Origin of the sequence: Acidovorax sp. Root402 (genome assembly GCF_001425125.1) — a bacterium.
GTDB classification, from domain to species: domain Bacteria; phylum Pseudomonadota; class Gammaproteobacteria; order Burkholderiales; family Burkholderiaceae_C; genus Acidovorax; species Acidovorax delafieldii.
Genome location: NZ_LMDQ01000014.1, coordinates 206,833 through 219,751 on the forward strand (window position 1 = coordinate 206,833; position 12,919 = coordinate 219,751).

At 63.8% G+C, this 12,919-nt stretch carries 9 protein-coding genes; 7 read left to right on the forward strand and 2 right to left on the reverse strand.

Going from position 1 to position 12,919, the window contains the following annotated elements; genetic code table 11:
* The first annotated feature begins 124 nt into the window (after window positions 1-124).
* Window positions 125-1,255, forward strand: a complete 1,131-nt coding sequence (locus ASC83_RS12135) for a saccharopine dehydrogenase family protein (RefSeq protein WP_056062667.1) — start codon at window positions 125-127, stop codon at window positions 1,253-1,255.
* Between the two features lie 15 nt (window positions 1,256-1,270).
* Here ASC83_RS12135 and ASC83_RS12140 read toward each other — a convergent pair whose 3' ends face one another.
* Window positions 1,271-3,133: a long-chain fatty acid--CoA ligase gene (locus tag ASC83_RS12140; RefSeq protein ID WP_056062671.1), complete on the reverse strand. Its 1,863-nt coding sequence runs from the start codon at window positions 3,131-3,133 to the stop codon at window positions 1,271-1,273.
* 291 nt (window positions 3,134-3,424) lie between these two features.
* Between ASC83_RS12140 and ASC83_RS12145 the strand changes: the two genes are divergently transcribed.
* Window positions 3,425-4,591: a GGDEF domain-containing protein gene (locus tag ASC83_RS12145; RefSeq protein WP_056062674.1), complete on the forward strand. Its 1,167-nt coding sequence runs from the start codon at window positions 3,425-3,427 to the stop codon at window positions 4,589-4,591.
* Window positions 4,592-4,658: 67 nt separating this feature from the next.
* Here ASC83_RS12145 and ASC83_RS12150 read toward each other — a convergent pair whose 3' ends face one another.
* Window positions 4,659-5,294 (reverse strand): GntR family transcriptional regulator, encoded by a 636-nt coding sequence (locus ASC83_RS12150; RefSeq protein ID WP_056062675.1) that lies wholly within the window; start codon window positions 5,292-5,294, stop codon window positions 4,659-4,661.
* A 143-nt stretch (window positions 5,295-5,437) separates the two neighbouring features.
* Between ASC83_RS12150 and scpA the strand changes: the two genes are divergently transcribed.
* From scpA to ASC83_RS12170, 5 genes are read left to right on the forward strand one after another with little or no spacing between them, the layout of a single operon-like run.
* Entirely contained in the window at window positions 5,438-7,606 is a 2,169-nt protein-coding gene (gene scpA / locus ASC83_RS12155) for a methylmalonyl-CoA mutase (protein ID WP_056062678.1), read from the forward strand.
* Window positions 7,603-8,631, forward strand: coding sequence for a methylmalonyl Co-A mutase-associated GTPase MeaB (gene meaB / locus ASC83_RS12160; protein ID WP_056062683.1), 1,029 nt, complete (start codon window positions 7,603-7,605; stop codon window positions 8,629-8,631). The genes scpA and meaB overlap by 4 nt, the downstream gene beginning before the upstream one ends.
* A 35-nt stretch (window positions 8,632-8,666) precedes the next feature.
* Entirely contained in the window at window positions 8,667-10,199 is a 1,533-nt protein-coding gene (locus ASC83_RS12165) for an acyl-CoA carboxylase subunit beta (RefSeq protein ID WP_056062687.1), read from the forward strand.
* Between the two features lie 15 nt (window positions 10,200-10,214).
* Window positions 10,215-10,625 (forward strand): Imm45 family immunity protein, encoded by a 411-nt coding sequence (gene imm45, locus ASC83_RS23945; protein ID WP_156379488.1) that lies wholly within the window; start codon window positions 10,215-10,217, stop codon window positions 10,623-10,625.
* Window positions 10,626-10,634: 9 nt separating this feature from the next.
* A complete protein-coding gene (locus tag ASC83_RS12170) occupies window positions 10,635-12,683 on the forward strand; it encodes an acetyl/propionyl/methylcrotonyl-CoA carboxylase subunit alpha (protein WP_056062691.1) in 2,049 nt (682 codons plus the stop codon).
* The last annotated feature ends 236 nt before the right edge of the window (window positions 12,684-12,919 follow it).

Below are 12,919 nucleotides of genomic sequence, written 5' to 3' on the forward strand. Positions count from 1 at the left end.
ATGGCAAAACAAAAAACAGCTTTCGACGTTTTGAACGCTACACATTGACAGCGCTGTTGCCTAGCATCAAGGCATCCACAACACCTCTCCGCCATGTGCGGAGAGCACTACCAGGAGCACTGCCATGACCACCTTCGACATTTCCTCGTACTCCACCTCCCGCCGCCCCATCACCATACTGGGGGCGGGCCACATCGGCTTTGCCATGGCGCTCTTGCTGCAGCGGTCGGGCGACTACGACATCCTGGTGGTGGACCGCGATCCGGTGCGGCTGGCCGAGGTGGCAACTTTGGGTATTTGCACCCGATTGGCCACAGACGACGCGAGCCTGCAGGCCGCCATCGACGGCCGCTTTGCCGTGCTGAACGCACTGCCATTCCACCGCGCTGTGCCCGTGGCCACGCTGTGCGCCAGCGCAGGCGTGCATTACTTTGACCTGACCGAAGACGTGGCCAGCACCCAGGCCATCCGCGCCCTGGCTGCCAACGCACGCAGCGTGCTGATGCCGCAGTGCGGCCTGGCGCCGGGCTTTATCGGCATTGTGGGCAACGACCTGGCCCGGCGTTTTGACACGCTGCACACGCTGCACACGCTGCGCATGCGCGTGGGGGCGCTGCCCCGCTACCCACAGGGTGCCCTGCGTTACAACCTGACCTGGAGTACCGAGGGCCTCATCAACGAGTACTGCAACCCCTGCGAAGCCATTGTGGACGGCGTACGCACCACGGTGCCTGCGCTGGAGGGGCTGGAAACCTTTGCGCTGGACGGCGTGGAGTACGAGGCCTTCAACACCTCGGGTGGCCTGGGCACGCTGACGGAAACCTTGGCGGGCAAGGCGCGGCAGGTGGACTACCAGTCCATCCGCTACCCGGGCCACAACGCCATCCTCAAGCTGTTACTCAATGACCTGCGCCTGCGGGACCGTCGCGATCTGCTCAAGGACATTCTGGAAACCGCCATCCCCACCACGGACCAGGACGTGATCGTGGTGTTTGCCACCGCATCAGGCCTCAAGGGCGGGCGGCTGGTGCAGGACTCGTACTCGGCCCGTATCGTGGGCACGCAAGTGGCTGGGCATACGCTGAGCGCCATCCAGCTCACCACGGCCGCAGGCATCTGCACGGCGCTGGACCTGGTGTCGCAAGGCAAGTTGCCGCAGCAGGGCTTTGTCGGGCAGGAGTCCGTGGCGCTTGCGGACTTTCTGGCCAACCGCTTTGGTTCCGCCTACGCCCGGGAGGGCGAGTTGGTGTTGTAAGAAGCAAGCCGAGGCTCAGCGCCCCGGCTTCTGGTACATGCCCTCAATGGCTTCGGCAAAGTGCGCCATCAGGTTGTTGCGCTTGAGCTTGAGCGTGGGCGTCATGAAGGTGTTTTCAATCGTCCAAGGCGTGAGCGTCAGGTGCACCGTGCGCGGCACGGCATAGCGGGCAAAGCTGGCGGTGTTCTTTTCGATGCGCGCCAGCACAGCACGGTGCACGCTGGGGTGGTTCAGGCTGTTGGCGGCCTGGGGGTTCAGGCCCAGGTCAGCGGCCAGGCGCTGCCACTCGCCCGGGTTCAGCACGGCCACACAGGCGATGAAGGGGCGGTTTTCGCCCACCACAAACGCCTGCTCCAGCAGCGGGTCGGCCAGCATGGCCAGCTCCAGGTCGCCCGGGGGCACCTTTTCGCCGGTGGAGGTGACGATGATCTCCTTGATGCGGCCCTTGATGTAGATGCGGCCGTTCACGATCTCGGCCTGGTCGCCCGTGCCCAGCCAGCCTTCTGGGCTCAGGATGCGCGCGGTGTCTTCCGGGCGCTTCCAGTAGCCCTTCATCACGATGGGGCCACGCACCTGCAGCTCGCGGTTGTCGCCAATGCGCACTTCCACACCGGGCAGGGCCTTGCCCACGCAGGCAGGATCGTTGTCGTCCAACGAATTCACCGACACCACGGGCGCGGTCTCGGTCATGCCGTAGCCCTGCACCAGCGGCAGGCCCAGGCCCAAAAAGCATTTGGCGATGGTGGGCGACAGCGGCGCGCCGCCGCTCACCGCCACGCGCACGCGGCCGCCAAACTGGGCCAGCAAAGGCTTGGCCACCAGGGCCTGCAGCACCGGCCAGGGCAGGGCGGCCATCCAGCCTGCGGCCTGACTGCTGGAGTCCGGTGTGGGGGCAGCCAGCCCCTGGGCTGCACAAAACCGGGCCCAACCCTTGTTCTGCGTGGCTTCGTACAGCTGCATCTTCCAGGGCGTGGGCGAGAGTTTTTCGAGCAGTTTGGCGTGGATGCGCTCGTAGATGCGCGGCACCGACACCAGCACGGTGGGGCGTATGGTTTTCAGGTCTTCCGCCAGCTGGGCCACCGAGCGGGCATAGGCCACGCAACTGCCCGCTGCAATCGGCAGGTAGTAGCCGCCCGTGCGCTCAAAGGTGTGCGACAGCGGCAGGAACGACAGGAACACGTCGTCCACTGTGGGTGCAATGCGGTCGAGCACCGCCTTCACATCGCTGACCACGTTGCGGTGGGTCAGCATCACGCCCTTGGGTTTGCCGGTGGTGCCGGAGGTGTAGACGATGGCCGCCAGGTCATCGGCCTGCGGGCCTGTGGCCGCGGTGGACGCGTCCGTTTGTGCCGCACCCGTCAGCCATTGCGCGAGCGAGCCCACGGCCGGGCTGTCGCCCGACGCCGGGGTGGCCTTGAACGCGTCGTCGTCATCAGTGATCACCACGGCGCGCAGGGCCGGGAAGGGCGTGCCCACGGCGCGGATCTTTTCCCATTGCTCGGCCTGGCTCACGATCAGCATCGATGCCTCGCAGTCCGCCAGGATGTAGGCGATGCTGCCGGGGTTGTCGATGGCGTGCAGCGGCACAGGCACTCCGCCGACGGCCAGCGTGGCCTGGTCTGCGCACATGGCATTGAGGCCGTTGGGCAGCAAGATGGCCACGCGGGCCGCAGGCGGCAGCTGCATGGCGGCGAGGGCCTGGGCCCAGGCTTTCACGCGTTCTGCGGTCTGCGCCCACGTCAGGCTTTGCCAAGCCTTGCGGTTCGTGTCATATGCGCGAAAGGCGTCGGCCTGGGGAGTTTGGCCGACCCGGTAAGCCAGTAGTTGGGGCAGCGTGTGAACGTCGGAAATTCGGGTGGGGGCGGTGGCTGAGGTCATCTGACTGGTGCATGGTGCCCGCTGAGGGACTTCAGTGGGGCGTCCGCATGCCGGAGCGCCTCACTGGGAGATTCTGGGCCCTGATCAGGGCAAACCCGAAGATGATAGCCAGCGCAGGAGCTTGCGGCACCCATCCGGTGGCGTGCTTTGTGAGAAATGGTGCATTCCTAAAGATGGAATGCCGGGGCGGGCACTGCGTGCGGCCGCCACATGGCGCGTCGAGGGCTGCAGGCACCATGGGCACAATACGCGCCATTCCATAGCCACGCGAACGCCGCACCAGCAAACCCCATGGACCCTGTCACCATTTTTTTCATTGCCACCCTCATGATGCTGGCAAACGGTGGGGTTCTGGGCCTGATGCACAAGGACTTGCCGTTGCCCATGCGGCCCGCTGCGGCCAGCTGGCGCGTTGCCACACTGCTGTTTGCCGGTGGCTCTATCCTGTTTGCCGCGCAGGGGCTGAACCCGCCCGCCTACACCCTGGCCCTGGCCAATGCGCTGGTGATGTTCGGATTCACGGGTTATCTGCGTGCATTGCGGCAGTTTTATGGCCTCAAGGACAAGCTGTGGATCATGGTGCCCGCCGCTCTTGGCACGGCGGCCGTGTTCTGGCTGACCTTGGGTACGGCTGACGTGGGCGGGCGCATTCTGACCGTGTCGGTGGTCTGGTCGGTGCTGATGGTGCACTGCATTGTGGTGCTGGTTTCGCAGGAGCGCCGCGACGGCGCCCGCAGCCGACGCGTGATGGCTGGCCTGTTCACGGCCGTTGCCTTGTTTGTGCTGTTCCGTGCGGGCTACTTCGTGTTGATGGGTGTGAACCCGGCCTTCAATGTGCTGGGGGCGGGAGCCTGGATGAACATTGCCACCCCTATGGTGGCCGCCACTTTGCCCGTGATTGGCACCACAGCGTTCTTGCTGATGTGCTCGGAGCGCATCCGCCGCCAGTGGGAGCGCGCAGCGTCCACCGACTACCTGACCGGCCTGCCCAACCGCCGCACGCTGGTGGAGATGGGGCTGCAGCGTTTTGAGCAGGCCCGCACCAGCCCGGCGTCCGGCGGGTTCGGGGTGGCGATTGTGGATATAGACCACTTCAAGCGCATCAACGACGAGCACGGCCACGAGATGGGCGATGTGGCCCTCAAGCATGTGGCGATGCGGCTGCGGTCGGCCTGCCGGGGGGCCGAGTTGCCGGCTCGGCAAGGTGGGGAAGAGTTTGTGGTGCTGTTCGACAACCTGCAGCTGCACGACGCCCCTGCCGCTGGCGAGCGGTTGCGCCAGGCCGTCGCCCAGGCGCCGTTCACGGCGGGTGACCTGGTGTTGCCGTTGACGGTGTCGATAGGCTTGGCGGTGCTTCGCGCTGACGACGCTCACTTTGATAGCTTGCTGCGCCGCGCGGATGAGGCGCTTTATGCGGCCAAGGCGGCCGGGCGTAACCGGGTGGAAGTCGCTCTCTGAAGGCCCAATCGAGCCTGATGCCCACTGGGTCCGGTGTCTGGCTACCAGCCTTTTCCGGTGCCAAGAATCAGGTCGCCGCTTCCAGCCCCTGCGCAAAGTGCGCCTGCATAGCCTTCACCGTGCCCTTGGCATCGCGCACCACCATCGCAGCCAGGATTGCGCGGTGTTCGCCCAGCGAATCTTCAATACGCCCTTGCTTGAACAGCGAGTTGTGGCGGTTGAGCTTCATCACCTTGCGCAGATCCGCCACCATCTGGCTACGCCAGCGGTTGTCGGCCATCTCCAGCAGATGCATGTGAAAGCGTTCGTTGACGGCAAAGAATTTTTCGCGATCAGCCACGGCGGCTTCCAGCTCGGCGTGCAGGTCCTGCAGCGTTTTCAACTGCGCCTCGGTGGCGTGTTCGGCCACCACACCGGCGGCGTCGCTCTCGAGCAGGCTGAGCAGGTGGTAAACATCGCGCAGGTCTTTTTCGCTCATCTCCGTCACATAGGCGCCACGGCGCACCTTCATCGTGACCAGGCCTTCAGCGGCCAGCACCTTCAGCGCCTCGCGCAGGGGCGTACGGCTGATGCCGAATTCCTCGGCAATCTTGAGTTCGTCAATCCAGCTGCCCGGCTCCAGTTCGCGCCGGAAGATGCGCTGGCGCAATTGCTCGGCCACTTCTTCGTAGAGCGCGCGGGGAGTGAGGGTAAGGGCAGACATGGGGTGGATTGTAAGCTGGGTGGAATATTTTGAATCAATAATTATGAATGATGTAAACTCGCCGCCACACCACTGTACCTGTGCGGTCACCGCCTGTGCGCTGTGTTGGACGCCCCAACGCCATCTTCGGAGTAGCTTTTGCCATGAGTGACAACCCCACCAACAACGCCCCAGAGTTCGCCGCGTCTTCGCTGGAAGCCTGGGCCAAGGCCGCAGCCAAGTCGGCGCCGGGGGGCGATGTCAGCGCCCTCAACTGGGTCACGCCCGATGGCATCACCGTCAAGCCGCTGTACACCGCCGAAGACACGGCCAGCCTGCCGTACGCCAACACGCTGCCCGGGTTTGAGCCCTACCTGCGTGGCCCCCAGGCCACCATGTATGCCGTGCGGCCCTGGACGATCCGTCAGTACGCTGGGTTCTCTACCGCCGAAGAATCCAACGCCTTCTACCGCAAGGCCCTGGCTGCGGGCGGGCAGGGCGTGTCGGTGGCGTTCGACCTGGCCACCCACCGGGGTTACGACAGCGACCATCCCCGCGTGACGGGCGATGTGGGCAAGGCCGGCGTGGCGATTGATTCGGTCGAGGACATGAAGATCCTGTTCGACCAGATCCCGCTCGACAAGGTGTCCGTGTCGATGACCATGAACGGCGCCGTGCTGCCCGTGCTGGCGGGCTATGTGGTGGCGGCAGAAGAGCAGGGCGTCTCGCAAGACAAGCTCTCCGGAACCATTCAGAACGACATTCTGAAAGAGTTCATGGTGCGCAACACCTACATCTACCCGCCCAAGCCGTCGATGAAGATCATTGGCGACATCATCGAGTACACGGCCAAGAACATGCCGAAGTTCAACTCGATCTCGATCAGCGGCTACCACATGCAAGAAGCCGGGGCCAACCAGGCACTGGAGCTGGCCTTCACCCTGGCCGACGGCAAGGAGTATGTGAAGACTGCCATCGCCAAGGGCATGGACGTGGACGAGTTCGCCGGGCGCCTGTCGTTCTTCTGGGCGATTGGCATGAACTTCTATCTCGAAGTCGCCAAGATGCGCGCCGCGCGCCTGCTGTGGTGCCGCATCATGAAGGCCACGGGGGCCAAGAACCCCAAGAGCCTCATGCTGCGCACGCACTGCCAGACCTCGGGCTGGAGCCTCACCGAGCAGGACCCCTACAACAACGTGGTGCGCACCACCATCGAGGCCATGGCGGCCGTGTTTGGCGGCACCCAAAGCCTGCACACCAACAGCTTTGACGAAGCCATTGCGCTGCCCACCGAGTTCAGCGCCCGCATTGCGCGCAACACGCAGCTCATCATCCAGGAAGAGACCCACATCACCAACGTGATCGACCCCTGGGCTGGCAGCTACATGATGGAAAAGCTGACCCAGGACATGGCCGACGCGGCCTGGAAGATCATCGAAGAGGTCGAGGCCATGGGTGGCATGACCCAGGCCGTGGACAGCGGCTGGGCCAAGCTCAAGATCGAAGCTGCTGCCGCCGAGAAGCAGGCGCGCATCGACAGTGGCAAGGACGTGATCGTGGGCGTCAACAAGTACAAGCTGGCGAAGGAAGACCCGGTCGACATCCTGCAGATCGACAACATGAAGGTGCGCGACGGCCAGATCGCTCGCCTGCAAAAGATCCGTGCAACGCGCGATGCCGCCAAGGTGCAGGCAGCACTGGATGCGCTGACCGCCGCCGCAGAGAGTGGCGAGGGCAACCTGCTCGATTTGTCCATCCAGGCTGTGCGTCTGCGTGCCACCGTGGGCGAGATCAGCGATGCGCTGGAGAAGGTTTTTGGGCGCCACCGCGCCGATACACAAAAGGTGACCGGTGTGTACGCAGCTGCCTATGACTCGGCCGAAGGCTGGGACAAACTCAAGACCGAAATCAACGCCTTTGCCGAAGAACAAGGCCGCCGCCCCCGCGTGATGATCGCCAAACTGGGCCAGGACGGCCATGACCGGGGCGCCAAGGTGGTGGCCACCGCGTTTGCCGACTTAGGGTTTGACGTGGACATGGGCCCGCTGTTCCAGACCCCCGAGGAATGCGCGCGCCAGGCCATCGAGAACGACGTGCATGCCGTGGGCGTGAGCACGCTGGCCGCAGGCCACAAGACGCTGGTGCCCGCCATCATCCAGTCGCTCAAGGACCAGGGTGCGGACGACATCATCGTGTTTGTGGGCGGGGTGATCCCCGCGCAGGACTACGATTTCTTGTACGAGTCGGGCGTCAAGGGCGTGTACGGCCCCGGCACACCCATTCCCGCCAGCGCCAAGGATGTGCTCGAGCAGATTCGCAAGGCGGTGGCGTGACACCTGCGGCGCTTCTTGACGGGGTGGTGCAGGGCACGGCGGCGGTGCAACGCCGCGCCATGTCCAAAGCCATCACGCTGCTCGAATCAACGCGGGTGGACCACCGCGCCCAGGCCGACGAGCTGCTGACCCAGCTGCTCCCGCACACCGGCAAGGCCTTCCGCCTCGGCATCAGCGGCGTGCCCGGCGTGGGCAAATCCACCTTCATCGAAGCCCTGGGCCTGTACCTGATCGGTCAGGGCCACCGCGTGGCCGTGCTCACCATCGACCCGTCCAGCACCGTCTCGGGCGGCTCCATCCTGGGCGACAAGACGCGCATGGAACACCTGTCGGTGCATGAAAAGGCCTACATCCGCCCCAGCCCCAGCAGCGGCACGCTGGGCGGTGTGGCCGAGAAGACGCGCGAGGCCATGCTGGTCTGCGAGGCCGCAGGCTACGACGTGGTGATCGTCGAAACCGTGGGCGTGGGCCAGAGCGAGATTGCCGTGGCGGGCATGACGGACATGTTTGTGCTGATGCAGCTGCCCAACGCAGGCGACGACCTGCAGGCCATCAAGAAGGGCGTGATGGAGATTGCCGACCTGGTGGTCATCAACAAGGCCGACATCGACAAGAACGCCGCCACGCGCGCCGAGGCGCAGATCACCTCCAGCCTGCGCCTCTTGAGCCAGCACGGCAATCCGGAAAACGCGCACCACGACGAAACGCTGTGGCACCCGAAGGTCGTGCAGATCAGCGCGCTGCTGGGGCAGGGCGTAGACAGCTTCTGGGCCGCCGTCACGCAGTTCCGCCAGCTGCAATCCGCCAACGGCCGCCTGGCCACGCGGCGCGAGAAGCAGGCGCTGTCCTGGATGTGGGAGCGCATCGACGCAGGCCTCAAGCTCGCATTTCGCCAGCACCCGCAGGTGCGTGAGCTGCTGCCCCAGATGCAGGCCGATGTGGCCGCAGGACGCATTGCAGCATCCACTGCAGCACGAAATCTGCTGCTAGCGCAATCCAATCATGCGCTGGCAGCTATCAAATAGATAGTAGACACCAACCCATTCACCAAAGGACGACCATGCAAGACATCCTGGATCAACTGGAGAAAAAGCGTGCGCTGGCACGCCTGGGCGGCGGGCAAAAGCGCATCGATGCGCAGCACGCCAAGGGCAAGCTCACCGCGCGCGAGCGCATCGAGCTGCTGCTGGACGACGGCACGTTCGAGGAATGGGACATGTTCGTCGAGCACCGCTGCACCGACTTTGGCATGGAGGACAACAAGATCCCCGGCGACGGTGTGGTGACGGGCTACGGCATGATCAACGGCCGCCTGGTGTTCGTGTTCAGCCAGGATTTCACCGTGTTCGGCGGGGCACTCAGCGAGACGCACGCCGAGAAGATCTGCAAGGTGATGGACCAGGCCATGAAGGTCGGCGCTCCTGTCATCGGCTTGAACGACTCGGGCGGCGCCCGCATCCAGGAGGGCGTGGCGTCCCTCGGCGGCTATGCCGATGTGTTCCAGAAGAATGTGCTGGCCAGCGGCGTGATTCCGCAGATCAGCATGATCATGGGCCCCAGCGCCGGTGGCGCCGTGTACTCGCCCGCCATGACGGACTTCATCTTCATGGTCAAGGATTCGAGCTACATGTTCGTGACCGGCCCCGAGGTGGTCAAGACCGTGACGCACGAAGAAGTCACCGCCGAGGAACTGGGCGGCGCCGTGACGCACACCACCAAGAGCGGTGTGGCCGACATGGCGTTTGAGAACGACGTGGAGGCGCTGATGATGCTGCGCCGCCTGTACAACTACCTGCCGCTCAACAACCGCGAAAAAGCCCCGGTGCGTCCCAGCAACGACCCGGCCGACCGCATGGACCTGAGCCTGGACACCCTGGTGCCCGAGAACCCCAACAAGCCCTACGACATGAAGGAGCTGATCCTCAAGACGGTGGACGATGGGGACTTCTTCGAGCTGCAGCCCGAGTACGCCAAGAACATCCTGATCGGCTTTGCCCGCATGGAAGGCCAGACCGTGGGCATCGTGGCCAACCAGCCGCTGGTGCTGGCGGGCTGCCTGGACATCAAGAGTTCCATCAAGGCCGCGCGTTTTGTGCGCTTTTGCGATGCGTTCAACATCCCCGTGGTCACGTTTGTGGACGTGCCCGGCTTCATGCCTGGCACCAGCCAGGAGTACGGCGGCATCATCAAACACGGCGCCAAACTGCTGTACGCCTATGCCGAGTGCACCGTGCCCAAGATCACCGTCATCACCCGCAAGGCCTACGGCGGTGCGTACGACGTGATGAGCTCCAAGCACCTGCGCGGCGACGTGAACCTGGCCTGGCCCAACGCCGAGATCGCGGTGATGGGCGCCAAGGGCGCGGTGGAAATCATCTTCCGCGAAGACAAGAACGACCCGGTGAAGCTGGCCGCCCGCGAGGCCGAATACAAGCAGCGTTTTGCCAATCCGTTTGTGGCCGGTGCACGCGGCTTTATCGACGACGTGATCCTGCCGCACGAAACGCGTAAGCGCATTTGCCGTTCGCTGGTGATGCTGCGCGATAAGAAGCTGGAAAACCCATGGCGCAAGCACGGCAACATTCCGCTGTGATCTGAGAGCTTGAGCATGCACACCGCTGATCTTCGGCCTCAAATTCGCGCCGATTGGCAGCCGCTGTCGCAGTTGGTGGTGCCAGGGCTTTGGCGCGGAACTGTGCTTCGAATTACGGCTGCTCAGTGGCCATACGAGCCAGTCGTTGATTTGATGTGTCTGGAGTCACAGGTCTCCGATTGCGGTTTGAGTTTGATTGTCTGTACGGGGCAAAAAGCTGGGCTTACGCTGATCGAACTTCCTCTGGAAGCGAAGTTTCAGCCTGACGCAAGCTCTTTGTCTGTTGAATGGCTCAGGGCGAATTGGGGACGATGGATCTATCCAGAATGCTCGGTGGAGCAAGTGCTGGTGATTCCTCAATACCCAAGCAATATGTGTATCAACCACCGCGAAGCCGCCGCTTCGCGGGATCTCCAAGTTGAGTAGGGCAAAGCAATGTTTACAAAAATTCTCATCGCCAACCGTGGCGAAATCGCCTGCCGAGTGATTGCAACGGCCAAGAAAATGGGCATCGCCACCGTCGCCGTCTACTCCGACGCCGACAAGGAAGCCCGCCACGTCAAGCTGGCCGACGAGGCCGTGCACATTGGCGCCGCGCCCAGCCGCGAGTCCTACCTGCTGGTCGACAAGATCATTGCGGCCTGCAAGCAGACCGGCGCGCAAGCGGTGCACCCCGGCTATGGCTTCCTCTCTGAGAACGAAGCCTTCGCCAAGCGCTGCGAAGACGAAGGCATTGCCTTCATCGGCCCCAAGGCGCATTCGATTGCGGCCATGGGCGACAAGATCGCGTCCAAGAAGCTCGCCAACGAGGCCAAGGTCAACACCATTCCTGGCTACAACGACGCGATCAGCGGCCCCGAGCAGGCGGTGGAGATTGCCAAGGGCATTGGCTACCCCGTGATGATCAAGGCCTCGGCCGGGGGCGGCGGCAAGGGCCTGCGCGTGGCGTTCAACGACAAGGAAGCGTTTGAAGGCTTTGCCAGCTGCCAGAACGAAGCCCGCAACAGCTTTGGCGACGACCGCATCTTCATTGAGAAGTTTGTGCAGGAGCCGCGCCACATCGAGATCCAGGTGCTGGGCGATTCTCATGGCAACGTGATCTACCTGAACGAGCGCGAGTGCTCCATCCAGCGCCGCCATCAGAAGGTGATCGAAGAGGCGCCATCGCCCTTCATCAGCGACGCCACCCGCAAGGCCATGGGCGAGCAGGCGGTGCAACTGGCCAAGGCCGTGAAGTACCAGAGCGCGGGCACGGTGGAGTTCGTGGTCGGCAAGGACCAGGACTTCTACTTCCTGGAGATGAACACCCGCCTGCAGGTGGAGCACCCGGTGACGGAATGCATCACCGGCCTGGACCTGGTGGAGCTGATGATCCGCGTGGCCGCAGGTGAGAAGCTGCCTTTGAGCCAAGCCGATGTGAAGCGCGACGGCTGGGCCATTGAGTGCCGCATCAACGCCGAAGACCCGTTCCGCAATTTCCTGCCGTCCACCGGCCGCCTGGTGCGCTTTCAGCCGCCGGAGGAGTCGATGTTCCAGTCCGATACGACCAAAAAATTGGGCGTGCGGGTGGACACGGGCGTGTACGAGGGTGGCGAGATCCCCATGTACTACGACTCGATGATCGCCAAGCTCATCGTGCACGGCACGGACCGCAACGATGCGATTGCCAAGATGCGCGCGGCGCTCAACGGGTTTGTGATTCGCGGCATCAGCAGCAACATCCCGTTCCAGGCGGCGTTGCTGGCGCACCCCAAGTTCGTGACGGGCGACTTCAACACCGGCTTCATTGCCGAGAACTACGGCAAGGGCTTCCACGCCGAAGACGTGCCGCACAGCGACCCGCTGTTCCTGGTGGCGCTGGCCGCGTTCATGAACCGCCGCTACCGTGCACGCGCCTCCGGCATCAGCGGCCAGCTGGCCGGCCACGAGGTGAAGGTGGGCGAGCAGTTTGTGGTGGTCACGCTGGGCGCCGAAGGGCAGAACCAACACCACGAGGTGACGGTGTCCGACTTTGAAGACAAATCGGGCTCCAGCGCAATCAGCGTGGGCGGAAATAGCTATCAGATCAGTAGCGCCGCCACGCTGGGCCAGATCCGCGTGCAAGGCGCATGCAACGGCCAGGGCTTCACGGCCCAGGTGGAACGCGGCGTGGGCAAGAACCCGCTGGCGCTGCGCATTGCGCACAACGGTACGCAGATCGATGCGCTGGTGCTGTCGCCGCTGGGCGCGCGGCTGCACAAGCTGATGCCCTTCAAGGCGCCGCCAGATCTTTCCAAGTTCCTGCTCTCGCCCATGCCCGGCCTGCTGGTCGATGTGGCGGTGCAGCCGGGCCAGAAGGTGCAGGCTGGTGAAAAGCTGGCGGTGATCGAGGCCATGAAGATGGAGAACATCCTCTTTGCCGCGCAAGATGGCGTGGTGGGCAAGATCACGGCGGGCAAGGGTGAGTCGCTGGCGGTGGACCAGGTGATCCTGGAATTCCAATGATCCCGCCAAGGGATCCTCTGCACGAATCTCGCTGGCCAAGTGAGCGCAGCGGATCGGGAGGGGCTGCAAGGCGCAAAACGCAGCAATAGCCGTAGCTATTGCGATTATTTGCAACGCTGCAGACCGCCCGAGGCCGCTGATGCACACGGCGCGCTGATTCGTGCAGAGGATCCCAAAGGCCCCACAACCCATCCAGAGGGGCCTTGCGCCCCTTTTTTAGTCTTTTTGGCCGCTAG